This window comes from Porphyromonas vaginalis (assembly GCF_958301595.1).
Lineage (GTDB): Bacteria > Bacteroidota > Bacteroidia > Bacteroidales > Porphyromonadaceae > Porphyromonas > Porphyromonas vaginalis.
In genome coordinates this window covers 192080-217711 of record NZ_CATQJU010000001.1, presented here as the reverse complement: position 1 = coordinate 217711, position 25632 = coordinate 192080, and the positions used below count along the sequence as shown (strand labels likewise).

Annotated in this window: 24 protein-coding genes, 1 tRNA gene, 1 pseudogene and 1 CRISPR repeat array; of the genes and pseudogenes, 25 read left to right on the top strand and 1 reads right to left on the bottom strand. The window is 54.0% G+C overall.

What is annotated here, in order from left to right; all coding sequences use genetic code 11:
- Nucleotides 1-353 precede the first annotated feature (353 nt).
- From Q2J34_RS00840 to Q2J34_RS00785, 12 genes are all read left to right on the top strand, one after another.
- The gene (locus tag Q2J34_RS00840) at nucleotides 354-1937 is read left to right on the top strand and encodes a glycoside hydrolase family 10-like protein (protein ID WP_300969029.1); all 1584 of its coding nucleotides are present in this window, start codon (nucleotides 354-356) and stop codon (nucleotides 1935-1937) included.
- Nucleotide 1938: 1 nt separating this feature from the next.
- The gene (hemW, locus tag Q2J34_RS00835) at nucleotides 1939-3054 is read left to right on the top strand and encodes a radical SAM family heme chaperone HemW (RefSeq protein ID WP_300969028.1); all 1116 of its coding nucleotides are present in this window, start codon (nucleotides 1939-1941) and stop codon (nucleotides 3052-3054) included.
- 155 nt (nucleotides 3055-3209) lie between these two features.
- Nucleotides 3210-3710: a flavodoxin gene (locus tag Q2J34_RS00830; RefSeq protein ID WP_298889424.1), complete on the top strand. Its 501-nt coding sequence runs from the start codon at nucleotides 3210-3212 to the stop codon at nucleotides 3708-3710.
- 53 nt (nucleotides 3711-3763) lie between these two features.
- Nucleotides 3764-4123, top strand: coding sequence for a DUF2023 family protein (locus tag Q2J34_RS00825; RefSeq protein ID WP_298889422.1), 360 nt, complete (start codon nucleotides 3764-3766; stop codon nucleotides 4121-4123).
- Between the two features lie 198 nt (nucleotides 4124-4321).
- Nucleotides 4322-4394 (top strand) — tRNA-Lys (locus tag Q2J34_RS00820).
- A 182-nt stretch (nucleotides 4395-4576) separates the two neighbouring features.
- Nucleotides 4577-5680, top strand: a complete 1104-nt coding sequence (locus Q2J34_RS00815) for an N-acetylmuramoyl-L-alanine amidase family protein (protein ID WP_300969027.1) — start codon at nucleotides 4577-4579, stop codon at nucleotides 5678-5680.
- Between the two features lie 16 nt (nucleotides 5681-5696).
- A complete protein-coding gene (locus tag Q2J34_RS00810; protein WP_300969026.1) occupies nucleotides 5697-6593 on the top strand; it encodes an MlaD family protein in 897 nt (298 codons plus the stop codon).
- A gap of 12 nt (nucleotides 6594-6605) precedes the next feature.
- Nucleotides 6606-6803 carry a hypothetical protein gene (locus Q2J34_RS00805; RefSeq protein ID WP_296953360.1) on the top strand — a complete coding sequence of 66 codons (198 nt, stop codon included), beginning with the start codon at nucleotides 6606-6608 and terminating at the stop codon, nucleotides 6801-6803.
- Between the two features lie 18 nt (nucleotides 6804-6821).
- Nucleotides 6822-7352, top strand: coding sequence for a chromate transporter (locus Q2J34_RS00800; RefSeq protein ID WP_298889416.1), 531 nt, complete (start codon nucleotides 6822-6824; stop codon nucleotides 7350-7352).
- 13 nt (nucleotides 7353-7365) lie between these two features.
- Nucleotides 7366-7968, top strand: a complete 603-nt coding sequence (locus Q2J34_RS00795; RefSeq protein WP_298889414.1) for a chromate transporter — start codon at nucleotides 7366-7368, stop codon at nucleotides 7966-7968.
- A complete protein-coding gene (gene mtaB, locus Q2J34_RS00790; RefSeq protein ID WP_300969025.1) occupies nucleotides 7965-9317 on the top strand; it encodes a tRNA (N(6)-L-threonylcarbamoyladenosine(37)-C(2))-methylthiotransferase MtaB in 1353 nt (450 codons plus the stop codon). Before Q2J34_RS00795 ends, mtaB begins: the two co-directional genes overlap by 4 nt.
- Before the next feature lie 8 nt (nucleotides 9318-9325).
- Nucleotides 9326-10345 carry a glycosyltransferase family 2 protein gene (locus Q2J34_RS00785; RefSeq protein WP_300969024.1) on the top strand — a complete coding sequence of 340 codons (1020 nt, stop codon included), beginning with the start codon at nucleotides 9326-9328 and terminating at the stop codon, nucleotides 10343-10345.
- 185 nt (nucleotides 10346-10530) lie between these two features.
- Here the strand turns inward: Q2J34_RS00785 and Q2J34_RS00780 are convergent, their stop codons facing one another.
- Nucleotides 10531-10902, bottom strand: coding sequence for a DMT family protein (locus Q2J34_RS00780; protein WP_007364795.1), 372 nt, complete (start codon nucleotides 10900-10902; stop codon nucleotides 10531-10533).
- A 303-nt stretch (nucleotides 10903-11205) separates the two neighbouring features.
- Between Q2J34_RS00780 and Q2J34_RS00775 the strand changes: the two genes are divergently transcribed.
- The 13 genes and pseudogenes from Q2J34_RS00775 to Q2J34_RS00715 all read left to right on the top strand — a co-directional run bounded on the left by Q2J34_RS00775 (nucleotide 11206) and on the right by Q2J34_RS00715 (nucleotide 25547).
- Nucleotides 11206-11691: a glutathione peroxidase gene (locus tag Q2J34_RS00775; RefSeq protein WP_298889407.1), complete on the top strand. Its 486-nt coding sequence runs from the start codon at nucleotides 11206-11208 to the stop codon at nucleotides 11689-11691.
- 14 nt (nucleotides 11692-11705) lie between these two features.
- The gene (locus tag Q2J34_RS00770) at nucleotides 11706-12161 is read left to right on the top strand and encodes an NfeD family protein (RefSeq protein ID WP_298889405.1); all 456 of its coding nucleotides are present in this window, start codon (nucleotides 11706-11708) and stop codon (nucleotides 12159-12161) included.
- A 21-nt stretch (nucleotides 12162-12182) separates the two neighbouring features.
- Nucleotides 12183-13199 carry an SPFH domain-containing protein gene (locus Q2J34_RS00765; protein ID WP_007364817.1) on the top strand — a complete coding sequence of 339 codons (1017 nt, stop codon included), beginning with the start codon at nucleotides 12183-12185 and terminating at the stop codon, nucleotides 13197-13199.
- Between the two features lie 160 nt (nucleotides 13200-13359).
- A pseudogene (locus tag Q2J34_RS00760) lies at nucleotides 13360-13476 on the top strand (cell filamentation protein Fic); the annotation flags it as partial.
- 134 nt (nucleotides 13477-13610) lie between these two features.
- Nucleotides 13611-15926 carry a CRISPR-associated helicase Cas3' gene (gene cas3, locus Q2J34_RS00755; protein WP_298889402.1) on the top strand — a complete coding sequence of 772 codons (2316 nt, stop codon included), beginning with the start codon at nucleotides 13611-13613 and terminating at the stop codon, nucleotides 15924-15926.
- Between the two features lie 4 nt (nucleotides 15927-15930).
- Nucleotides 15931-16647, top strand: a complete 717-nt coding sequence (cas5c, locus tag Q2J34_RS00750) for a type I-C CRISPR-associated protein Cas5c (protein WP_298889400.1) — start codon at nucleotides 15931-15933, stop codon at nucleotides 16645-16647.
- On the top strand, nucleotides 16644-18494 hold the full coding sequence (gene cas8c / locus Q2J34_RS00745) for a type I-C CRISPR-associated protein Cas8c/Csd1 (RefSeq protein ID WP_298889398.1): 1851 nt from the start codon (nucleotides 16644-16646) through the stop codon (nucleotides 18492-18494). The genes cas5c and cas8c overlap by 4 nt, the downstream gene beginning before the upstream one ends.
- Nucleotides 18495-18505: 11 nt before the next feature.
- Nucleotides 18506-19369, top strand: a complete 864-nt coding sequence (gene cas7c / locus Q2J34_RS00740; protein ID WP_298889396.1) for a type I-C CRISPR-associated protein Cas7/Csd2 — start codon at nucleotides 18506-18508, stop codon at nucleotides 19367-19369.
- A 75-nt stretch (nucleotides 19370-19444) separates the two neighbouring features.
- Nucleotides 19445-20122 carry a CRISPR-associated protein Cas4 gene (gene cas4, locus Q2J34_RS00735; RefSeq protein ID WP_298889394.1) on the top strand — a complete coding sequence of 226 codons (678 nt, stop codon included), beginning with the start codon at nucleotides 19445-19447 and terminating at the stop codon, nucleotides 20120-20122.
- Nucleotides 20119-21150 carry a type I-C CRISPR-associated endonuclease Cas1c gene (cas1c, locus tag Q2J34_RS00730; RefSeq protein WP_298889392.1) on the top strand — a complete coding sequence of 344 codons (1032 nt, stop codon included), beginning with the start codon at nucleotides 20119-20121 and terminating at the stop codon, nucleotides 21148-21150. Before cas4 ends, cas1c begins: the two co-directional genes overlap by 4 nt.
- Entirely contained in the window at nucleotides 21150-21440 is a 291-nt protein-coding gene (cas2, locus tag Q2J34_RS00725; protein WP_298889390.1) for a CRISPR-associated endonuclease Cas2, read from the top strand. Before cas1c ends, cas2 begins: the two co-directional genes overlap by 1 nt.
- A 203-nt stretch (nucleotides 21441-21643) precedes the next feature.
- Nucleotides 21644-22487: a CRISPR direct-repeat array (repeat unit 33 nt; unit sequence GTCGCACCCCACACGGGGTGCGTGAATTGAAAC).
- Between the two features lie 961 nt (nucleotides 22488-23448).
- Nucleotides 23449-24318 (top strand): hypothetical protein, encoded by an 870-nt coding sequence (locus Q2J34_RS00720; RefSeq protein WP_300969023.1) that lies wholly within the window; start codon nucleotides 23449-23451, stop codon nucleotides 24316-24318.
- Between the two features lie 53 nt (nucleotides 24319-24371).
- The gene (locus Q2J34_RS00715) at nucleotides 24372-25547 is read left to right on the top strand and encodes a fimbrial protein (protein WP_298889559.1); all 1176 of its coding nucleotides are present in this window, start codon (nucleotides 24372-24374) and stop codon (nucleotides 25545-25547) included.
- The last annotated feature ends 85 nt before the right edge of the window (nucleotides 25548-25632 follow it).

The following is a 25632-nucleotide window of genomic DNA, read 5'->3' as shown; positions in this document are numbered from 1 at the left end:
TCGTTTTTCGGGACGTTTATGGCAGCGTGAAGAGAAAATGCGAAACGCCTCAGTAGAGTTTGTTTATCCTCCACGGAGGAAACGAAAAAATTCTTCCGAACTTTGATTTCATTCTTCCGAAGTTTTCATTGCTCCTCTCCGTGGAGAATTTTCGTTTGCTCCTTGGATATTCTTGATTTCCTACCGAGGAGAGACGTATAGCTATTTTGACGAGTAGTGATTTGTAGGAGCGCCCTCTCGTTAGACACGTCTCGTGTGTCCCTACGGTGGCTTACTCATCGGGCTAGCCGAGACAGTCAGCTTCACGCTGCGATTTCGTATCTTTGTGGCGTCTATCAATTTATATAAGAGCGATGCCTAAGAGACTTATCTCCACCCTTTGTCGGTCAGCACTGCTGTTGCTGACGCTATTCCTCTTTAGCCAGTGCGGAGCACGTAAGGCTACACCACGGCGGCCGCATGTCGAGCTACCCGAGTGCAGTATCAGTGATGACGCTTACTCGGTGCCCCAGCTGCCTGGAGCTGAGATGCGTGCTGTGTGGCTTACCTCGATCTTTGGACTAGACTGGCCGAAGGTCTCAGCCGATACTTACCCTGGTATGGTACGGCAGCAGGAGTCGCTCGACAAGATGCTAGATGCTTTTGTGCAGGCGGGGATCAATACGGTCTTCCTACAGGTGCGTCTGCGTGGTGATCTGCTCTATCCGAGCAGTCTCGAGCCACTCTCGCCTACGGTCAGCAAGACGGGTGCGCTACCCAGTGGCTACGATCCCCTTCGGTACGCTATCGATGCGTGTCATCATCGCGGTATGAGTGTACATGCCTGGATGGTAGTCTATCCGCTAGGTACGAATGATCATGTGCGCTCGCTGGCTAAGCAGGGTAAAGGCTTCTACGCCGCGCATCCTGAGATGTGTCTCCGACAGGGCAACGCTTGGTTTATGGACCCCGCGCAGCCTGCCGTACGTACCCACATGGCGCAACTGGTACGCGATTTAGTCACGCGCTATGATGTAGATGGCGTACACCTAGACTATATCCGATATCCTGATGGGCCCAAGAAGTTTGACGACCTCAAGAGCTATCAGCGCATGAACCCTAATCGACTCCCCCGTATGGAGTGGCGCGAGGCGAATGTGACAGCCATGATAGACACGCTGCACCGCACGCTGCAAGAGGTGGCTCCTGAGGTGGCACTCTCTACAGCTTGCATCGGCAAGTATGAGCAGCTACCCAAGCCAGCTCCTGGGGGCTACTTCTGCAAGAATGATGTGTCGCAAGATCCGCTCGTATGGTTTCAGCGAGGCATCGTGGACTTTATCGTGCCGATGATTTATTACAAGGATGGGCACTTCAACTACTACATAGCAGACTGGGCTAAGCGCATCGCTCCTCACGGACCAGTCGTAGCTGGACTAGGCGTCTATCGGCTTTATGACAACTCGCGCTGGCAGCTACAAGACATCTACAATCAGCTCGACACGGTGGCTCATTATGGTCTCTCAGGGGTGAGCTACTACCGAGCTGAGCAGTTCTTGCAGATGTACGATCAGCTACCCGCAGAGCGTCAGGATCAGCTCCTCTTGCCGACACGTCGTCCCGCCTTCGGAGCAGAGCCTCGCATCCCCTTTGGTATGGCACAGATTGAGGAGATCGTAGATCAAGATGATCTGCTGACTATCTCGTGGGGCTATGACCTTCAGGAGCCGACGGGGCACACCTTCAATCTCTACTATCGCCTCTACGGGTCGCATCTCGACTGCCCACTGGTGCTACTAGGACAAAACCTCTCAGGTCGCTCGGCAACCATCTCGCGAGACTTCCTGCCAGAGGATGTCTTGATCGAGTTCTTTATAGAGCCGACTGTCTTCAGCGGACATACTGGTCAGCTCTCTGCTGGCGCACTCTACTACAACTCCGATGAGCTAAAGAAGTAGTATGTGGGGGCTCTACCTGCACATCCCGTTTTGCCCCACACGGTGCATCTACTGCGACTTTTACTCGCAGAGCGACTTGTCGCTACAGAGTGCCTTCGTGGAGGCTCTCTGCCGTGAACTGACGATCTACCACGATCGTGAGCAGTGGGCTACAGCTCCTCGTACCATCTACCTGGGCGGAGGGACGCCTAGTAGCCTCCCGCTCCCGCTCTTAGAGCGACTGATGCTGCATATCCGCTCGCTGTGGTCGCTAGATGGAACGATCGAGATCACCATCGAGGCAAACCCCGAAGATGTGTCGCCTGAGTGGGCTAGGGGCGTAGCGCAGCTGGGCTTCAACCGCATCAGCCTAGGTGTGCAGAGCTGGAGCGATGAGACGCTACGCTTCTTACATCGCCGACACTCAGCTACACAAGCCGAGCTGGCGATCAGCTATATACGACAGGCGGGCATTAGCAATGTGAGCATCGATCTGATCTTCGCACTACCTAAGGGTTATGAGCAGCACTGGTCCGAGAGCTTGGCGCATGCGTTGACACTGCCCGTGACGCACCTCTCCGCTTATGGCTTGACTTACGAGCGTGGCACACGGCTGGATCGTATGCGGGAGCGCGGAGCGGTGATCCCCTCGAGCGAGGAGACCTACGTGACGCAGTACTATACACTGGTAGCAGCTTGTCAGGAGGCAGGCTTTACGCATTACGAATTGTCCAACTGGGCCCTCCCTGGCTTTGCCTCTCAGCACAACAGTGCTTATTGGGACGGTACGCCCTATCTGGGGCTAGGCCCTAGCGCACATAGCTACATGGCGGGGCATCGCTGGTGGAATCTCTCCGACATACACCTATATATAGAGCGACTGCAGCAGGACACACTCCCCATAGCTGATGAGGAGTGGCTCACACAGATTGAGCTATACGAGGAGTGCATCATGCTGGGGCTGCGCACTAGTTGTGGTATAGACCTCCGTCAGCCCGTGCTGCAAGGAGCCTCGCTTATGGAGCGTGCCACCCCGTGGATCAAGCAGGGACTACTCACCCACACCGCCGATGATCACTTGCGTCTTACCCACGAAGGCTTGGTTTGGTGTGACCGCATCTGTGCGGCACTCTGCTAGCACGCTATGGCTCGCTCATAGGTGTGTCGTGTGGCTAGAGTGGGGGAGTAGGGGAGCCGTGTGAAAGGTTCATTTTACCTAGGTTAAGGTATTGACGGGCGCAGAGATAGCGTCTACCTTTGCAAACAGAAATACCAACATAATGTTTCAAAGCAATGAAGAAAACCGGACTATATTTCGGCTCCTCTACGGGCCATGTCGAGGGCATCGCAGATAAGGTTGCCCAGCTACTAGGAATTGATGCAGCTGACGTGCACAACGTAGCTAATGCTACGCCAGAGTCTGCTATGGAGTACGACCTCCTCATCCTCGGCTCCTCTACTTGGGGCTATGGTGACCTGCAGGACGACTGGGAGGGCTTCCTCCCCAAGCTTGCTAAGCAGGATCTCTCGGGCAAGCAGTTTGCCGTCTTCGGTTGTGGCGACTCAAGCAGCTATTCAGACACTTTCTGTGATGCTATGGCAGAGATTGCTGAGCAAGTCACTGCTGCTGGAGCTACGCTCATCGGGCAGATCCCTGCAGAGGGCTATAGCTACGATGCTACACGCTGTGAGGTGGACGGTCAGCTCGTCGGCTGCTGTCTAGACGAAGACAACGAGAGTGACGAGACGGATGATCGTCTCGATACTTGGGTACAAGCTATCAAAAAGGCATAACGCATATCTGCGAAACTCCTTCATAATTCTTTTTTTCTGTTAGTTAAGTGTGTATGTCGACCGAGTGGGTGATGCTGAGTGATAAGGTTTACGAGTTTCAGAAAGGGATACGTCCTCTATTTCTCTGTACCGTAAGCAGAGAGGTAGCACCTCTCCTGATGAGACGCTTGGAGCGTGCTGGCATAGCTTACCATCTAGAGGAGATCTCTAGTGTGTCACCGCGTGTCAATCTCTTCTTTGGCAAGGAGCTATGTATCGCCATTATCTCTGAGATGGTGAGAGGGCGGTCCTTGACGATGCTCTCGCCTGAGGAAGACTTTATCCTTGGCACCCTGCTCGGCTACGACACTTGTCAGCAGTGCGAGCGCTATCAGCGACGCAAGCAGAGTGCTAGACAGGTTGCCGCCAGTTAATTAACACGAGTCGGCGTCACATAGTTAGACCGTTGGGTGATGGCGTAGTAGTCTGATCTACTCGTCATCACCTGATTGTTTTATGGCGTAGTGTGGTTAGGCGGATTATTTGTAGTATCTATATTTTTCGTATCTTTGCACCACGTTTCTAGCCCAAAGGGGGATCGAGCGTATACGCTACGATCTTAAAATGAGGGCGAGCCGCTAGCTCAGCTGGTAGAGCACAACACTTTTAATGTTGGGGTCATGGGTTCGAGCCCCATGCGGCTCACGGATGCCCCCCAAGAACTTTATAGTACTTTATCAAGTGCTTTATAGTGATACAACACTTCAGTTGGTCTCTCGGTAACTCTTACTGGGAGGCTTCTTTTGTTTTTAGGGCTAGGGGGCGAGATTGTTCTGCTGCTTTGCGCTATATTTCTTACCTTTGCTCTCAGTACTATTAGCTACCCTATGAAGTCTCTAGTCAAAGTCTTCCTCACTATACTGCTAGCTGCGATAGCCTGTCCGCTGGACATGCTAGCGCAGCAAAAAACGTATACAGTCGTGATCGATGCTGGTCACGGCGGTCATGATGCCGGCGCCTGTGCTTTCGGCCGTAAGGAGAAGGATATCAATCTGGCGGTAGCACTCTTGACGCGCAAGTACATTGAGCAGGCGCACCCCGAGATCAAGGTCTATATGACCCGATCTACTGATGTCTTCGTAGGGCTACAGCAACGAGCTAACTTTGCCAATAAGAAGAAGGCCGACCTCTTCATCAGCATCCATACGAACTCGGCCTCGAGCGCCAAAGCCTCAGGCACGGAGACCTATGTACTCGGTTTGCGCCGTGCCAACGACAATCTAGAGGTGTCGAAACGTGAGAACCAGGTAATCCTCCTCGAGAAGGACTACAAGGAGACTTACGAGGGCTTTGATCCAAACAGCACGGAGAGCTACATCATCTTTGAGTTTATGCAAAACGTCCACCTCGCGGCCAGCATCAATGTGGCGAGCGAGGTGCAGAAGTCCTTTGTCAAGCTGGGACGAGGCAATCGCAGTGTGCGCCAGGGACCCTTCCTCGTGATACGAGAGACGGCTATGCCGAGCATCCTCATAGAGCTAGGCTTCATCACAAACAAGGCGGAGTCGGACTACCTCGCTAGTGAGAGTGGTCGCAAGGAGCTGGCGCAAGGTATCGCCGATGGCTTCTCTAGATACTATAAGAAGTATGTACGTGCGACTAGCTCCAAGCAGCAAAAGAGGCAAAAGGAGACCACATCTGACGAAGAGTCTACATCGCAGCAAAGTAGTGCTACGACCTCCTCGGAGAGTGAGGAGTATTACCGTATACAGATCGCCTCTTCACGCCAACCGATAGAGACGAGTGACCCTTACTTTCGCAACGCAAAGGATGTGCAGCGCGAGCAGCGTGGCAAGCTCTACCTCTACACGGCCGAGCAGTGTAGCACGCTCAGTGAGGCACGCCAGGCGCAGCAGAGACTTGCTAAGAGCTACCCAGACTGCTACATCGTGCGCTACCGCAAGGGCGTAAGAGACAAAGAAATATACTAAGAGACACAGCTGCACCATGCCACAGAAAAGACTCACACGACAGACTGTCAAGATAGGGTTCTTCACCCTCTTAGCGATCGGTATCCTATACTTAGGGATCACTTACCTCAAGGGGCTCTCTATATCCGCTCGCTCCAAGACCTACTATGTCGCTATGAATGATGTGACGGGGATCAATGTGGCTACACGCGTCTTCGTCAATGGCTACAAGGTGGGCTCTGTGCGGGGTATGAAGTATGACTACCACAGCAATGGCGAGACGATCCTCACGCTCACGCTAGACCCTGACATCAAGCTGCCTCAAGGTACGCAGGTGCAGGTCGCCCAAACGCTCTTTAGTGGTGCTCTAGTCAATCTAATCCTCCCAGAGGTCGAGACGGGGGCCTATCTTAATGCCAAGGACACCATACCTATGTCCACGCGTCGATCTGCTAAGAGCTTGGAGCAACTACAAGATGAGTTCGTACCGCGTATCTCCACCACGCTCAGCCGTATGGATAGCGTCTTACTACAAGCTAATGCGATCCTCTCGAACCCCAATATAGAGCCGACGCTCGCCGATGTGCGCCAGTCGGCACAGCATATCAACGCTTCGTCAGCGCAGCTACAACGGTCGCTGAGCTCGCTCCCCACCATTATGGGGCGCATCGATCACACCTCGGCAAATGTGGAGAGCTTTGCCTCTAGGCTTGATTCGCTGCAGTTACAAGAGACGATAGCCAATCTAGAGAGTACCTCTCGTGAACTCAAGAGCTTCACTCAGCGACTCAACCAGTCCAACGGTACCGTGGGCAGGCTCCTCAACGAGGATGGACTCTACAATCGCATCGACAGCGTCACGACTAGCCTTGATGCGCTAATCCGAGACATCAAGGCAAACCCCAAGAAGTATGTCAAACTCTCGCTCTTCTAATCGCTAATTTCTATGACACGCAATAAAAAGAAGCCGCTCAACTGGCTCGATAAGACACTCTTCGTCCTGATGCTCCTCGTCATTGTTGGGATGATTGTAGCTCTATCCGTCGCAGAGGGGGCTAAGCTTTACGTCCTCCTCGGAGGCGGTGGCTTGCTCGTGCTCAACCTGCTCTTCGTCCTCTACTTCGCACGGCGCAACAGACTATAAGCGAGCTGGGACTGTAAGATGCTCTGGAGACTCTTCATCACATTCGTTCGCATCGGCGGCTTTACCTTCGGTGGGGGGTACGCTATGCTTTCGCTCATACAGCATGACGTCGTGGAGAAGAACCACTGGATGACCAACGAGGAGTTCATCGACCTCTTTGCCGTGTCGCAGTCGCTGCCGGGGGTCTTTGCGGTCAATATGTCTATCTTCATCGGCTATCGCCTGAAGGGCTATCTCGGAGCGGTGACTTGTGCTATTGGTGCGACCTTGCCCTCCTTTATCATCATCCTGCTCTTGGCGATGTTTTACCAAGAGGTCAATGACAACGTCTGGGTACAGCGGGTCATGTACGGCATACGCCCTGCGGTCGTAGCGATGATTGCGATCCCCGTCATCACCACGTGGCGTGCGATGAAAGGCACCTGGCGGATGGTCTGGATACCGATCCTATCGGCTCTGCTGGTCTGGCTTATGGGCGTCTCTCCCGTCTGGATTATCCTCGGCTCTGCCCTCGGAGGAATCATCTATAGTGTCATGAGAAGGGATTAAGAGGAAAAAGGCAATGATCTACTTACAGCTCTTTTGGGTCTATATCCAGATTGGTCTCTTCGGCTTCGGGGGGGGCTATGCGATGCTTTCGCTCATCCAAAACGAAGTGGTCTACAAGTACGGCTGGCTGACCAACCAGCAATTCACCGACATCGTAGCTGTCAGCCAAGTAACCCCAGGCCCCATTGGGATCAACAGCGCTACCTACATCGGTTACACCGTCACGGGCGGTAATATCCTCGGTTCGCTACTAGCGACGACCGCCGTGATGCTTCCCTCCTTCGTACTCTGCCTCATCATCTCTCGTAGCTTCCAAGCTTTTAGGAATAACCGCTATGTCGATGCAGCCTTCCTCGGCATACGTCCCGCCAGTGTTGGCCTCATAGCGGCCGCTGCGCTGATGCTGATGATACAGCCGGGGCTATGGACGCTCCTCACGCTCCCCGCTGGCACGCCGATCACGGTGGATAATATCATCGTCACGGAGAACTTCATCGACTACCGTAGCTTCATCATCTTTGCCGTGACGGGACTCCTCCTATACAAGAAGTGGGTTCATCCCATCCTGCTCATTGTCCTGGCGGGCATTGCAGGCGTTTTGCTCTACTCTCTATGATGATCACCCCTCGACTACATCCTCTCGTTGGCAAGCGAGCAGCCTTCTACACGCTGGGCTGTCGACTCAACTATGCCGAGACCTCGACTATCGCACGGCAGCTAGCTACCGTGGGCGTGGAGCGCATCTCTGACGAGCATCACCACACGATGGAGGTGGTACCTGACATCTGTATCGTCAACAGTTGCTCGGTGACCGACACGGCGGACAAGAAGTGCCGCAGTCTCATCAACCGTCTGCACCGTGAGTACCCAGAGGCACTTATCGTCGTGACCGGCTGCTATGCCCAGCTACAAGGCGACCAGATTGCTCAGATGCCTGGCGTAGACCTCGTCGTTGGGTCAGGGCGCAAAAGCGAGATCGTCTCGCTCCTCACCGAGCTTTACCAAAAACGCAACCAGCCCCAAGCAGCTACGCCCCACGTCACCGCCCGCCGAGAGCTCCAACACTTCGAGCCGAGCGTCTCTTCGGACGACCGCACGCGCCACTTCCTCAAGGTCCAGGACGGCTGCAACTACTACTGCACCTACTGCACCATACCCGCTGCACGAGGCGTCAGTCGCAACGGATCCATTGCCTCTCTGGTGGCGCAGGCGGAGCGTGTCGCTGAGCTAGGTGGCAGGGAAATCATCTTGACAGGCGTCAATATCGGAGACTTCGGACGAACCACCGGCGAAACGCTCCTAGAGCTTCTCCACCGACTGACGCAAGTCGCAGGCATCGCCCGCTATCGCATCGGCTCCATTGAGCCAGAGCTGCTGACCCCAGAGATCATCCAGTTCGTCGCTGAGACAGCGCAGTTCATGCCACACTTCCATATCCCCCTCCAGTCCGGCTCTGACCACGTGCTGTGCCTAATGCAGCGACACTACGACACGGCACTCTTTGCCGAGCGACTTAGGCTCATCTACGAGCTGATCCCCGATGCTTTCGTCGGTATTGATGTTATTGCGGGCATGCGAGGTGAACTTCCCGAGCATCATGCCGAGACCTTGGCTTTCCTCAAAACGCAACCGTGGAGCCAGCTACACGTCTTCCCTTATAGCGAGCGCAAAGGCACCAAAGCACTAGAGATCAAGCCCGCTGTACCCGCAACCGAAAAGAAGCTCCGCACGAAAGAGCTCCTCGCTCTCTCCAGCGAACGGCACAACGCTTTCTGCGCCCCCTTCGCTGGCTCCATCCGCCCCGTTCTCTGGGAGGAGACTCGCCACAGCGAGATGATGGAGGGCTTCACCGACAACTATATACGCGTCTCCCAGCCGTACAACCCTGAGCTCGTTGGAGCCATCACCCCCGCACAGCTAGCGCACTGGAGCGTGCGGCGACAAACCTTCACCACCAAGCCATAAGCCGACCTATGAGCCGTCCCGACCTAGCCATCGTCGTCCTCAACTGGAACGGGCGCAAGCTCCTCGAGGAGTACATCCCGCCCCTCGTGGCGCACACACCGCCTGAGGTGGCCGACCTCGTGGTCATAGACAACGGCTCGACAGACGACTCGCTCGCTTACCTGCAGGAGGCTTTCCCGCAAGTCAAGCTTGTTCGTCTATCCGAAAACTACGGCTTCGCAGGAGGCTACAACCGAGGGCTGCGCCAGCTCGACTACCCTTATTATTGTCTCCTCAATAGCGACGTACGTGTCTCGCCCCACTGGTGCGACCGTCCGCTAGCTTTGCTGAGGGAAGGTCTCGCTGCCGTACAACCCAAGCTACGCAGCGACCGCCAGCCCGAAGCGTTTGAGTACGCTGGTGCTGCTGGTGGTGAGCTAGATCGCTGGGGCTATCCCTTCTGTCGGGGACGTCTCTTCGACACCGTCGAGCTAGATCACGGGCAGTATGACGATGAGTGCGAGATTCTCTGGGCGACAGGCGCCTGCTACTTCGTCAGTAGCGAGGCGTTCTGGAGGGTAGGGGGCTTCGACGAGAGCTTTTTCGCTCACATGGAGGAGATCGATCTGTCGTGGCGCCTTTGGCTTGCGGGCGGTCGTATCCTTTACACCCCCGACAGCATCGTCTACCATCTCGGAGGAGCTACGCTCGAGATGGGGAGCCCGAGGAAGAGCTACCTCAATTTTCGCAACAACCTCCGCATGCTCTACAAGAACCTCCCCACACGGCATGCCCGCAGGCGCATCCTCCTCTGTCGCCTCCCGCTAGACCTGCTCGCCGCCTTCACCTTCCTCCTCAAGGGGCAGCCCCGACACGCCACAGCCGTGCTACGAGCCGTGCGCGACTTCTACCGCACCCGTCGCCAGCTTGCTCTCTCCGCCGATCAGTCCTGGTACCAGCCCACGGCGACCCCGCCCATAGCGCGCTACTCGCTCCTCTGGCAGTACCACCTCCGTCGTCGGCGCACCTACGACCAGCTCCCCTCGTGAGCCTCCTACTTTAAGACTGTTGCATAAAGGCGAATCGTTGCGTTGCTTTCGGGATTCGGCTTCGGTCACATACGGAGGTATGCTCCCTTCAGACCTCACCCTCAGCGCCTTGCGCTTCATCCTTTCTGCAAAGTCTGGACAATCTTGCTTGCAAGATTGTGAGACTGTTGACTTTTGCAACAGTCTTACTTTAGGAAGACAAAGTAAACCGCTAGGACAAGGCAGGCGAAAGCGGCTAAGTGGTTCCACTGCAACGGCTCCCCACGGAAGAAAATCACCGAGAAGAGCGTAAAGACCGTAATCGACACCACCTCCTGTATCACCTTGAGCTGCATCAAGCTGAAGGCTCCGCCGTTGCCGACATAGCCGTAGCGATTGGCCGGGATCTGAAAGGAGTACTCAAAGAGTGCCAAGCACCAGCTCAGCAAGATAACCAGATAGAGAGGCGTGTGGTCCGTGATGACTCGCATCTGCTCCAGCTTGATGTGCCCGTACCATGCAAAGGTCATAAAGACGTTGGAGACCACCAGCAGAGCGACCGTTAACCAAGGATTCATAGATAAATCTGTAGATAAGACATTACGGAGTGCAAAGTTAGCAACCTTACCGCACTCTGCGTCTGGTCGAGTGACGAGTGCTACCGAGTCCGTGGTGCAAAACCCACCATCCTCGTCCGACGTATTGCGCTGTATTCGTAGCACATACGAGTTCCAAAAATAGTTCCCCTTTTGGAACTTTTTAGTTCCAAGGGAGGAACTTTTCGGTTCCAACGTAGGAACAAACTGGAATGTGCGCAAACTGTTGCAATTCTCTCGGCTAAAGTGTATCTTTGTCATAGTGTAAACAGAACTCTAAATACTATGGCAACGATATACGACTTCACCGCCCTGACCTCTCAGGGCAAGGAGCTAAACTTAGCCGACCTGCGTGGCAAAGTGATCCTCATCGTCAATACCGCTAGCAAGTGTGGCTACACACCTCAGCTGGCTGGGCTCGAGGAGCTACACAAGCAGTACCACGACCAGGGACTCGTCCTGCTCGGCTTCCCCTGCAATCAGTTTGGCGGACAAGACCCCGGCACCGATGAGGAGATACGCAACTTCTGTCAGGTCAACTACGGCGTCACCTTCCAAATCATGCAGAAGGTAGAGGTCAACGGACCCCACGCCCACCCACTCTTTAAGTTCCTCAAGGAGGAGACGAGCCAAGACTCAGACCTGCCGGTCAAGCCGATACAGTGGAACTTCAACAAGTTCCTCATCTCTCGTGACGGCACAGACATAACCCGCTACGGATCGGCTAAGCTCCCGAAGAACTTAGCCAAGGATATTGAAGCTCTCCTTTAATTCCCGCTACAGCTATGTTTAACTCTCCCATCTACTTCTGGCTCATCGCTGGGCTACTGTTCCTACTCGTTGAACTACTCACGCCCGGCTTCGTCGTCGCCTGCTTTGGCATAGGAGCTTTGCTGGCGATCCTGCCGGCAGCTCTTGGAGCCTCTATTACTTGGCAGGTGATTACCTTTTGTATCGGGTCGATCCTCGCCCTTTTGCTCCTGCGCCCTATGGTTCGTCGCCTCAATCGCAACAAGGAGACCGCCCGCACGGGCATCGAGGCGCTCTACGGGCGCACGGCTCGGGTCACCGAGTGCATCGATGCTAGTCGGGAAACGGGTCGCATCGCTGTGGATGGAGATAACTGGCGCGCCCGCACGGTAGCACCCGACATGGTCATTCCCCGTGGCGAGATGGTGCGCATCGTCAGCAACGACAGCATCGTCATGATCGTCGAGCCTATCACACAAACAACTGAATAACAACTAAAACACTACACATATATGGAAGCATCCCTCATCGTACTGGGCGTACTCGTCCTGCTCGTCATCTACATCATCGCCAAGGGGCTAGTCATCGTCCAGCAGTCTGAGACGATGATCGTGGAGCGTCTCGGACGCTATCTCAAGACCCTCCCCTCGGGTATCAACCTGATCATTCCCTTCATCGATAAGCCACGCCCTATGGTTTGGCGTATCACAGCTTCATCCAGCAAGGGTGGCACGCTCGTGCGCTTTATCAATACCGACCGCATAGACCTACGAGAGAATGTCTACGACTTTGCCCGTCAGAGCGTTATCACCCGTGACAATGTCGTTACTGAGATTAACGCAGTTCTTTACTTCCAAATCGTCGAGCCACTCAAAGCGGTCTACGAGATCTCCAATCTCCCCGTAGCTATCGAGATGCTCACGCAGACCTCGCTACGTAACGTGATTGGTGAGATGGATCTCGACGAGACGCTCACCAGCCGTGACACGATCAATAGCAAGCTGCGCGATATCCTAGACGAAGCGACCAATAAGTGGGGTGTCAAGGTAAACCGCGTGGAGCTACAAGACATCAACCCGCCTCGAGACATACGCGATGCGATGGAAAAGCAGATGCGTGCCGAGCGTGATAAGCGTGCGCAAGTACTCACCGCTGAGGGCCAGAAGGAAGCTATGATCCGTGAGTCTGAGGGTCGTATGACTGAGTCAGTCAACCATGCCGAGGGTGAGAAGAAAGCGCAGATCCTCGCTGCCGAGGCTGACGCTCGCGCTACCATCCTTCGTGCAGAGGCTGAGGCAGAGGCCATCGAGCGCATCACCTCCGCAGTCGCCAGCACGGGCAGCAATCCTACGCAGTACCTCATAGCGATGCGCTATCTGGACACGCTCGAGAAGATTGGTCGCAACAGCTCCGATAAGACGCTCTTCCTCCCCTATGAGGCAACGGGCATCCTCTCCGCCCTCGGTGGCATCAAGGAGGTCTCTGCCAGCGAGGTGGGCAACCTCCTCACCAAGGTCGGCAAGCACTAATTCCTCCTTGGCGCAGTACAGTATGCCATAGAGGCCTAGCAAACTCACACGAAGCGTATGAGCAAGATCTCGATACGACTTATCTAACGACTAAACTCAAGAGAGAGGAAAGTGAAGTGGTTAGTGCCACTAACCAGTTGAAACTCTTCACTCCCGATGGTCAGATGCCACAAGCTTGAAACGTCTACTACACGCTGCACTTACGGATAAGGTAAACGATAGAGAAACTTTTATGAAGGGGATCGACTACTCGTATTATTACGAGCAAGAAGACTGAGCCTCAAAAGATAAAGATTGACGACTATTAAGTGTTGCAGCAGGAACGGACGCACAGACGTATCGCCTCGTAGTAGGGCTACGGTCTGTGCGTCCGTTGTATCAAGGCAATACAAGTAAAGAACAACCAACCCTATGAACGACAGAGAGCAGATAGCCCACGTAAGGGTTCTAGAGGATGGCTCCTACGAGACGCAGCCTCTACTAGATCATCTACACGGCGTGGCGGAGCTAGCGCAGAGCTACGCTGAGCGCATCACCGATTATCCAGAGCTTGGCGAGATCGGTTACCTGCTGGGACTCCTGCACGACTTGGGCAAGTACCAGGAGGGCTTCCAGCGCTACATACGTCAGCAGTCAGGTTTAGATCCTACGCTCAGCGGGTGGCGCACCCCGCACAGTCCCGCAGGAGCACGCTACGCCTACGACTTAAAGCAGGTGGGCGGTAATCAGCAGCTTCTAAAGATCCTCTCGCTCTGCATCGGGGCGCACCACCGAGGGCTCTACGATGACTCCGAGTGGCGAGGACAAGTTGTTCGTTCTAGTGACACCGAGCGAGCCGTGGCAGACCTAGTCAAGGGACTCCAACCTGAGGCGAGCCAAATTGAAGAGCTTCTTCTCAAAGTCTCTCTAGACAAGGTCGCTAAGGCATGGAACAAGATTGATGAGGAAGACTACCAGCTACTGGTTCGAATGCTTTTCTCCTGTTTGGTAGACGCCGACTTCCTCGACACGGAGCGGTTTATGTCTCCCGACAAGAGCCTTGTTCGCCAGAATGCCAAAGCTTCGCTAAAGCAGATGCGCACTCAGCTAGAGGAGTATGTGTCACACTTCAACCGTGAGGGACGGATCAATGAGGCGCGAGCTACCTTCCTCGACCAATGTCGCAAGCATGGGCGCACGGCTAAGCGCAAGATTTACTCGCTCTCGCTCCCCACAGGTGCTGGCAAGACGGTCTCCTCGATGATGTGGGCTCTAGAGCACGCCATAGCGCAGGGGTGTGAGCGCATCATCTACGTCATCCCCTACACCTCGATCATCACCCAGACAGCGCAAACCTTTAGGGACATCTTTGGGGCGGACCAGGTGCTGGAGCATCACTCAGATGTAGATGCCAAGGAGCGACTTGACGAAGCTCTGGAGTACACCAAGCTCATGACGGAAAACTGGGACGTGCCACTCATCGTAACGACCAACGTACAGTTCTTCGAGTCGCTCTATGCTCACCGTGTGAGTCGCTGTCGCAAGCTACACAACATTTGCAACTCGGTCGTTGTCTTTGACGAGGTACAGATGTTTCCCCCTCGGCTGCTCAACCCGATCCTGCGTGTAGTGGAGAGCCTGCACTACGCCTTTCGTGTGGAGCCTCTCTTCTGCACTGCCACGCTACCAGTCTTTGACAAAGACATCCTGTCAGACAGCAAGCGGTTCGGTCATGAGTTCTTCTTCCTCGAGGAGCGCATTCAGGAGGTTGTACCTTATGATGCCAAGCTTTTCGCGCCCTTTGACAAGGTTCGCTACCATTGGGACCTACTCAAGCTCTCTACGGAGGAGCTGGCCGGGCGATTGGCACAGCACGAGAACTTCCTCTGTATCGTGAATAGTCGCAACGATGCGGCTCGTCTCTATGCGGCTCTGAAAGCTCAAGACAAGTCGGGTGAGGGGCTGATACATCTCTCACGCAGGATGTGCTCGGCACACATTCAGGAGCGCATAGAGGAGATACGCCGTCGCCTGAAGGCTGGCGAGCCGGTACGTGTCGTCAGCACGCAGCTGGTCGAGGCTGGTGTAGATCTAGACTTCCCCGTGGTCTACCGAGCGATGGCGGGTCTAGACTCGGTCATGCAGGCCGCTGGGCGGTGCAACCGTGAGGGGCGTATGGCAGAGCCTGGCGAGGTCTACATCTTTCGCCTTGATGAAACAGTCAGCCTGGGTGAAATGAGCTGGGCGCAAGGTGCTCTGGAGGATCTCCTTGATCGGCTGGCTGAGCAGGGAGCTCCGCAGAGAGAGGAGATCGAGCGTTACTACAAGGCATTCTATAATGACGTCGACTGCTTCGACAACAAGAAGACCCGGGAGAAAGATAAGAGGGTCTCCCCTCTGCTTTGGGATGTAGATGACGAGCGATGTGAGGAACTACGCTTCGACTATGAGACAGCGAGTGAGAACTTTAAGTATATAGAGGATCAGAGCACCTCTATCGTTGTCCCCTACGACAAAGCGGGGAAAGCGATCATCAAGAAGCTCCAAAGCAACCTTCCGCTGACACGACAGGAGTACCGACAAATGAATCGTCTTACCGTTGGTCTAAAACAAAAAGATTGTTTAACTTTGGGGAGTAGTATCTCAGTTAGCGAGTGTGGCATCGCTTATCTAGCCGATGATAAGCTCTACAGTGCGGAGACTGGGATACAGATAATCGATCAGACATTAATATTCATAGGAGTATAGATATATGGAAGAGTATATAGACAAGGAGTACTGCCTGCGTGTGCGCGGTCCCTTCGCCTGCTTCACACGCCCCGAGATGAAGGTGGAGCGTGTTAGCTATGACGTGATCACGCCTAGTGCCGCGCGAGCCATCTTTCAGGCGATCTACTGGAAGCCCGCCATACGCTGGGAAATCACGAAGATAGAGGTACTAGCCCCAATCAAGCGGTTTACCATCAAGCGAAACGAGGTGGCCTCTATTATGAGCAAAGGGAGCACAGGCATAAACATCTCAGAGGATCGTAGACAGCGTGCCTCCTACCTCTTACGTGATGTAGACTATCGGATCTATGCTAAGATGGTCTACATACCTGTTAGAGATCGCTCAGCTAGCTGTCAGAAGCACTACAACGAGGAGTACAGCGAAGCCGAGCGCAAAGCGGAGAACCCAAGGAAGTACCAAGAGATATTCGAGCGCAGAGCCAAAGCTGGGCAGTGCTTCATGATGCCTTACCTAGGGTGCCGTGAGTTCACCTGCTCCTTTGAGTATGTGGACCTAGAGCATGGGGAGACAGCACTAGAGCCCAAGCCTATTCCTGAGAGTCGCGACCTGAGCATCATGCTCTACGATATGGACTTCGATCGGGATAGGAAGAATCCCCCAGCCATGTTTTATCATGCGCAGATGACCGATGGCGTCATCCTCGTCCCCCCGATGGATAGTAATGAGATACTGAGATGATCCTACAAGCACTATACAACTACTACGAGGCGATGCGTAAGGCACATCGCATAGCGACCCCTGGACTAGAGGTCAAACCCATTCGCTGGGTCATCGTCATTCGCGAAGATGGCTCCTTCGTCAGACTAAAAGACCTCAAAGATCCAAATGACAAGAAGAGCAAGGGGCAGGACTATCTAGTGCCAGCTGGACTAAAGCGTAGCGGTAAGTGTCCACCCGCACAACCCTTTTGGGACAATCGCAAGTACATCCTAGGGTATGAAGAGAGTGCCGAGGGGGTGTCACCCTGTACGGATCGACTAGCGGACTTCAAGCGAGTCATGGCTGAGATCGCAGAGCTGTACCCAGATAACGCCAGTTTTAAGGCGGTCTGTCTCTTCTACGACCATTACCTCGGAGCCGAGACGCCTCTACCCGAGGAGGCTCATACCGAGCGCATCTTAGCATCAGACTGGATGACCTTCCAGCTGCAAGGTGATACAGAGCTCTTAGCTACACAAGAGGATGCACATGATTATGCTGCTCAAGCCTACAATACAGAGGAAAACCTTGGGCGATGCCTCATAACGGGTGAGGAGAAGCCTCTAGCAGCCTTTCACGCTCGTATTGTAGCTCCAGGCTCTCAGGCGGGAGCCACGATAGCTAGTTTCAACGACCCAGCCTACCTTTCCTATGGTAAGAAGCAGGGCGAGAATGCGCCGATCTCTAAGTACGCCTCCTTTGCCCACACCACAGCTCTCAACGACTTGCTCCGCAATGAGCAGACACGCTATACGCTCGGAGACATCAGCTATGTCTTTTGGAATTCGGATCTTGACGATCCTAGTATCAACGAGACCTTTCGTACCGTAATCTTCGAAGGCGTAAGGGAGGACGATACTCAGGAGCCGTCCGACACAGACGATGAGCAACCTAAGCGAAAAGGCCAGAGTAAAAAGAAAGCTTCGAACCCCACTCAGGGCACCTACAAAGTACTCGAGCAATTCAAAGCTATTCGTGGCAATCGAGGTCAAGGGCAGCATTGGGAGGATGAGCGACAGTTTTACGTACTCGGACTCACAGCAGGCGGACGCATCACCGTCAAGTATTGGCAGCAGGGAACGGTGTCGGAGATCTTCGACAGAGTCTACCAGCACCTCGTTGATATGAACATCATTCGCTGGGATGGCAACGTGGACGAGGAGAACCCGCCCTTACGCTCTCTTTATGGTATCGTGAAGAGTGTCTCATCGCCCTCCAAGTCTAGCACCTTTGCCATGAACCTTGTGCAGAGCATCGTCGAGAGTATCCTCAATGGCACACTTTACCCTATGACTCTGCAGCAGGCTTGCATCAACCGTATCACGCAGGAGCGCACGGTCACCGAACTACGAGCAGCCATCCTCAAGGGATGCATCAATCGCAAAGCAAGAATATACAATAACATAACCACACTAGATATGGCTTTAGACAAGCAAAACGACAACATCGCTTACCTCGCCGGACGCCTCTTTGCCGTCCTCGAGCAGATCCAGCAGGCTTCACTAGGCAAAGGCGTCAATGCGACCATCCGAGATCGCTTTTACGCTAGCGCCTCCACTCGCCCTAACATGGTGATGGGACGACTCATCGCACTGTCCAACCACCACCTGAGCAAGCTACGTAAGGAGAAGCCTGGACTAGCAGTGACATTCGAAAAGCTCCTCGGAGAGATCTTCTCACTGATTCCTGCGGAGGTCCCCACATTCCCGGCGACCTTCTCGCTAGATGAGCAGAGCCTCTTCGCTGTAGGCTACTATCATCAGAAAGTTGACTCCTATAAGAAGAAGGAGGACACAGACAATCCAACTGAAGAAACAGAACAATAACCCATATAGTTATGATACAGAATAGATATGACTTCATCCTGCTCTTTGACGTCAAGGATGGCAACCCCAATGGCGACCCTGATGGTGGCAACCTGCCCCGCGTAGACCCCGAGACTGGCGAGGGACTCGTCACCGATGTATGCATCAAGCGCAAGGTGCGCAACTACATACAGATGGCGACCGACCAAGATGTCTTCGTCAGAGAGAACTCCGTCCTCAATGACTCCATCAATGCGGCTGTAGAAGAGGCTACGGGCAAGGATGCTAAGACGAAAAATGCTGCAGACCGAGACAAGGCTCGTGCCCTCATGTGCCAGAAGTACTACGACATACGCGCTTTCGGTGCTGTCCTCTCCACGGGCAACAACGCTGGTCAGGTGCGTGGTCCCATCCAGCTAACCTTTGCGCGCTCCATTGATCCGATCTTTCCTCACGAGCATACCATCACACGGATGGCTGCTACAGACGCTAACGAGCAGAAGGCCAACGAAGAGGCTGACGACAAGGGAGGCAACCGCACCATGGGGCGCAAAGCCACCGTTCCCTACGGACTCTATAAGATGTATGGCTTCGTGACGCCACACTTTGCCGAGGACACAGGCTTCACGGAGGATGACTTGCAGCTCTTCTGGAAGGCACTCGAGAATATGTTTGACCTAGATCACTCCGCAGCCCGTGGACTCATGAGTCTGCAGAAGTTGATCATCTTCAAGCACGACTCGCCTCTGGGCAATGCGTCTGCGCACAAGCTCTTCGAGCGTGTCACCGTAGCACGGCGAGAGGGACTCACAGGTCCCGCACGCGACTTCTCCGACTACACCGTCCAGATCGATCGCGACGGACTCCAGGGTGTCGAGGTCATTGAGCTCGTCTAGCCCCCTTTCACACGAAAGCCCCTTCCGTAGCACACGCCACTACGGCAGGGGCTTTTCTCTAAAACAACCTTTCCCATGAGACGCTACAGCGACGAGGAGCTTCTGACAATCTCCGAGATACAGCACTACTGCTTCTGTCCACGTCAGTGGCAACTGATCACCCTAGAGCAGCTATGGCAGGACAACCACCTCACAGCGCTAGGGCAGATCCTCCACAAGCGTGTGGACCAGCCTGAGCTGAGTGCTCGCGTGGGAGACACGATCACGATGAGACGGGTGCCGCTCGTCTCCTACACTTTGGGGCTATACGGGCTGTCCGATGCGGTTGAGCTGACCCCGCTTCGGAATCAATGCCTGAGCCCCTTCCGACACCCTAAGTACCCAGGGTCATGGCAGGCGACTCCTGTCGAATATAAGCGTGGCAAGCCTAAGACTCACCTCGCTGATAAGTTGCAACTCTGCGCTCAGGTCATAGCTCTTGAGGAGATGTACCAAGTCTCTATTCCCTACGGAGCTCTTTACTATGGAGAGACACGGCATCGCCTACAGGTCGAGATGGACGACACTCTGCGGGCAACGTGCTACGAGGTGGCGCGTAAGATGCACGAGGCCTTTGCGCAGCGCACGCCTATACCAGCGCACTACACCCGTCAGTGCCGCTCCTGCTCTCTCCTCGATGAGTGCATGCCTCGTATCGCATCACACCGTTCGGCCAAGAGCTACCTAAAGCATCACGACATACTCACCTCATGAGAAAGCTACTCAACACCCTCTATATCCTTACGCCCAATGTCTACTTGCTCAAGGACGGCACCAATGTCGTGGCGCGGGTAGATGGCGAGGAGACCTTTCGCATACCGATACACAACCTCGAGGGAATCATCACCTTCTCCTATATGGGTGCTTCGCCAGGGCTGATGCAGCTCTGCGTGCAGGAGGGTGTCAAGCTCACATTCCTCACACCCACAGGTCGCTATATAGGTTCGCTAGAGGGACCCACGAGGGGCAATGTCCTCCTGAGACGTACGCAGTACCGCATCGCTGACGACGAACCCGCTGCAGCGCACTTCGCCGCTCTATTTATCTCGGCCAAGATAGCTAACCAGCGATCAGTGCTGGGTCGCTACTTGAGAGACTACCACCCGACAGAGAGCGTGGAGACAACCTTTCAGGAGGCACTCAGCCAACTCAAGACTTTGCAAAAGAGCTTAGCCTACAAGCGTGACCGTATGACCGTTATGGGTGTAGAGGGCTTAGCAGCGCAGCAATACTTTGCCCTCTTTCACCACCTCATAAGGCGACCGGAGTTCATCTTCGAGGGACGGTCGCGACGACCGCCTCGCGATGAGACCAATGCGTTGCTCTCATTTTTCTACACCCTACTCGCCCATGAGGTCACGGCAGCACTGGAGACCGTTGGACTGGACCCATACGTGGGCTTCCTCCATACGGACAGACCAGGCAGAGCAAGCCTAGCTCTAGACCTTATGGAGGAGCTTCGCGCCTACCTCGTGGATCGCTTCGTCCTGACTGTCATCAATAAGCGACAGGTCGCACCCTCAGACTTCATCACCCAGGGCGAAAACGGATACATCCTCAGAGACGAGCCCCGCAAAGAGCTCCTAGCCGCGTGGCAGCAGCGCAAGCGAGAGGAGATTATGCACCCTTTCCTTCAGGAGCGGATACCGATAGGACTGCTTCCCTATGCTCAGGCATTGCTCTTAGCCCGATGCCTCCGAGGAGACCTCGACGATTACCCTGTCTTCCTAATCCAAAGCTGATGTACCTACTTGTCACCTACGACGTAAACACCGCCTCGCCTGATGGTGCTAGGCGCCTTCGCCAAGTGGCGAAGATATGCCAAAACTACGGCCAGCGTGTCCAGAACTCGGTCTTCGAATGCCTCGTCTCTCCTGCCCAAAGGGTGGAACTAGAGGCTGCGCTCACGGATACAATCAGCCTATCAAGCGACTCCCTGCGCATCTACCACCTCGGCACCAACTACCAGTCTAAGATCACCACCATTGGCAAGACAAAGGGCGTAGACCCCGAGGGCGTGCTACTCATATAGCACTCAGCTTCGTTTTCTCTTGCTTGTACTCCTCTGCGAATGCCAAGCGATCAGTGAAAAGGCGGACTATTCGCATACGTTGAGATCCAAGAAGATACTGTTTCGCAGTCACCGCCAACGCACCGAATACACCCACTCGTAGTCTCCCATTCGCAGTTCATCATCGTCTAGTCCTCTATTTATGCGTACCTTTGGGCATCGCGGTCGCACCCCACACGGGGTGCGTGAATTGAAACACGATGCAAAGACGCCTCGTGATATTATACGATATTGTCGCACCCCACACGGGGTGCGTGAATTGAAACTGACTATTCGTAGTCAGAGCAAGAGACAGAGCCGTCGCACCCCACACGGGGTGCGTGAATTGAAACACGACCCTCTATCTCTTGATAACCAAGAGCCGAAAGTCGCACCCCACACGGGGTGCGTGAATTGAAACATAAATTTACCCGTCTTTGGGTTCAATACTTGTGTCGCACCCCACACGGGGTGCGTGAATTGAAACCTGTTGCCTTTATACGCTCTTCTACTTCTTTCGGAGTCGCACCCCACACGGGGTGCGTGAATTGAAACCAATACCTATCCATCGTTATTGCCCCCCACCTCTCTGTCGCACCCCACACGGGGTGCGTGAATTGAAACCTCTGTACGAGCATCAGACCAAGCATTATTTATGTCGCACCCCACACGGGGTGCGTGAATTGAAACGCAAATTAGATGTACCGTGATACGGAAGACCCATGTCGCACCCCACACGGGGTGCGTGAATTGAAACGCAGGCACAGTCGGACGAGTGAGCGTGACGAACCAGTCGCACCCCACACGGGGTGCGTGAATTGAAACGCCCCCACCTCAAAAGAGGTGAGGGGGGCAAAGGAGTCGCACCCCACACGGGGTGCGTGAATTGAAACGCCCCCACCTCAAAAGAGGTGAGGGGGGCAAAGGAGTCGCACCCCACACGGGGTGCGTGAATTGAAACCCACATACTGTTTTACTGTGAGATTAGCGTCAGACGTCGCACCCCACACGGGGTGCGTGAATTGACGGTGTAGGTGCTGACTGTAGTGCTTCTGGAGAGTGATTTGCTGGCACTACTAATAGAATGTTAGGACGAATACGATGTTAGGGCGAACATAATTTTAGTACGAATACGAGACTGTTGCAAAAGTCAACAGTCTCAATATGGTATCGGCACGAACACGATGACAGCCCCCATGAGCAGAGATGCTTGTGGAGGCTGTCTTCATGCTTGGGGCTCACTCCTCATACCTCACTCCCATTTTTGAGGTGCTGGGGGAGGGGAGGAACGAGCCTACACGTTGCTACTCGTGATAGGCTGTGGATTAGGAATATGGTCAGGGCTGACACATTATATAAACTTCTCTATCCCTCGTTTGTCGCTCCTGACAGAGCAACTATGATGCGTCAGCCCTGACTGATGACCCCTAACGTCAGTTCGAAACAATAATTTAGATCCGGCTACACATCGAAACGGCACTGCGTCGAGGAAAAGTGATTTCCACGTGGATATTTCGAAATTCCCACGTGGAGAATAAAAAATTCTTCGGAGGAATGAAATGAAACTTCGGAGGAATGAAATGAAACTTCGGAAGAAATGAATCACGCCCACGTGGAAAATAAAAAACATCCACGTGGAGATTTGAGATTTCCCACGTGGATATTCGAGAAAGAAGGGGATCGGACTAATTGCCCCGTAAAGATATGTAAATGGAGATTAGAGGTTAGAAGTTAGAGATTAGAAATTAGGGATTGGAGAGATCGGAGGGGGAGAGATTGGAAGGCAGGACTGATTATTATATATAGTGAGTTCATCTATGCCTCGTTTGTCGCTTCTGACAGAGAGTTTGTAATGCGTCAGCTCTGGGGGATGGGGTGGGGCGATTCTGTATATGCCTTTTTGTTTACCTTTGTATGCAGATGGTCCTCAGACTAATCATAGAACTTATAAGTTGTCAAGATGAGACTATATGCCCCCCTCCTACATAGTATGCAGATAAGAAGAGTGCCTCTAGGCGTACTGTCCTCTCTCATTGTGGCTATCTGTCTGCTCGCCTCATCTTGTCAGCAGAGAGAGACTGTCACGTTTACCGCGGCTGAGCGTAAGGCTGCTGATAGTCTGACTGGTTACGCTTCTCCTGAGGGTAGTGCTGACCTCAACCAGAGACTCTCTGAGGGTCGTGTCGAGAGCATCGCTGCTTACCTCGTACGCACCTATCCCCGCTTCAAGGATCGCTACACCACACACGCGATGGGTGCCGACTGGGACGGACTAAAGGCAGCCATCGAGGAGAGCAACGTAGAGCACAAGGAGCAGATCCTACGGATCATCGAGGAGGAGCCTGCCAGCGAGCGTACAGCAGCCCTACGTGCTATCGATCAGGGACAGACCTACGCTCACCTGCTACAGACTTACTACCCGCCCCTACGTCGCACGGTCATCACCTTCTCCTTTGTGGTCAAGGGCTTTGACCTAACCGAGGCGAAGGAGGTGATCAAGAAGCACCCGACACACCTCAGCCTAGCCGAGGTCAACTTGGTGGCTAATAGTTACCCAGCCGGCAGTGCCGAGCGGTACGAGACCTGGGCGATCGCTGCAGACGCTTTCCCCAATGCTGTCGAGCCAGCTACCAATGCGGCGATCATGGACTTTGAGGCGGGTCGCTATGCGCAGGCCGTCAAGTTACTAGAGCGCTATAAGAAGAATACGAAGCTCTATACCATCCTGGGCATCGCCTATGCCTACAATGGGCAGTACGACGACGCTCGTACCTACCTAACCAAGGCTGCACAGCTCGGATTGCCCGACGCTCAGTACAACCTCGATGAGTTCCTACACTACATGCAGGACAACTTCTAAGCAGATAGCAAACAATACAAACTATATATTCACCACTAATCAAATTAACTATTATGAAAAGTAAGCTTTTCCTACTGAGCCTCGTGGCTCTCACACTCGCCTTCACGGCGTGCAACAAGAAGGACGACGTCAAGTCCGAGACAGACGCTACCATCAGCGTCGCTATCAAGTCAGCCGACCTCAGAGCTTATGAGGATGGCGCAGGCAATGAGGACAAGAAGGTCCAGAAGCTAGCCGTCATGGTTTACCAGGGTCAGGCACAGGTTGCCTACAAGGAGGCTGCCACGGCTGGTGATCTCGAGGTCAAGGATATCGAGACCACAGCTGGTGCTAAGACACTCGTAGTCGTAGCTAACTATGCTAACAAGAATCTCAAGGGTCTCTCCCTCGACAAAATTAAGGCTCTAACGCACACACTCTCTGCTGATGACCAGGACCCCACCAAGGGTACCTTCATGCTCACCGCAGAGCCTGTATCTGTCACCCTCAAGAAGGGCAACAACTACTACGGCTACGCAGATGGTGACGGTAATCGTCTTTCTATAGATAAGCCTATCGAGCTCCAGCACATCCATGCTGGTATGGCTCTAACGAACCTTACTGTAAAGTTCGCAGAGTCTTACGCAAAACTCTACAACGTCAAGTTTGACGAGGGTCAGCTGATAGCTCTCATCGCTAAGGCTCAGTCCAATGTCTTCGGTAAGCCTCTCGCCAACACTGATGCTAACTACTTCTATGGTGTCAAGCTCTTTGGCAAGACGGACGCTAAGTACACTCCAGCAGCGGCTAACTACACTGAGATGGCCGAGCTCAAGATGGATCTCAAAGAGACAGGTGAACAGGAACGCAAGGGCTTCTATATCCTAGAGAACAACTCTGCAGAGCACCCCACCATCCTCTGCCTCAAGGCTACGCTCACACAGGCTGACGGCTCAGACCTAACGGCTGATCAAGCTCAGCAAGCTGTAGAGGCTGGCTGGATTGTATCTACGACAGATCACTCAACCTACTACCCAGTCCTTGTCAACTGGGCAAAGGATGGCTATACCTACGCGGACGGTCATACAGCTAAGAACGCTATCGTACGCAACAACAAGTACGAGATCTCTCTCACGATCACTGGTCCTGGTACGAACTCTCCTGAGGACCCAACACAGGAGAAGGCTAACCTCGATGTCAAGTGCGTTGTCACGCCTTGGGTCATCGTCAAGCAAAACGTAGTCTGGTAGACCACGCCCTCACAGATAGCTTTAGAGCCACCGACTAGTGTGGTGGCTCTAGAGCCGTCTCTAACCACTCGGAGAGTCTGCATCA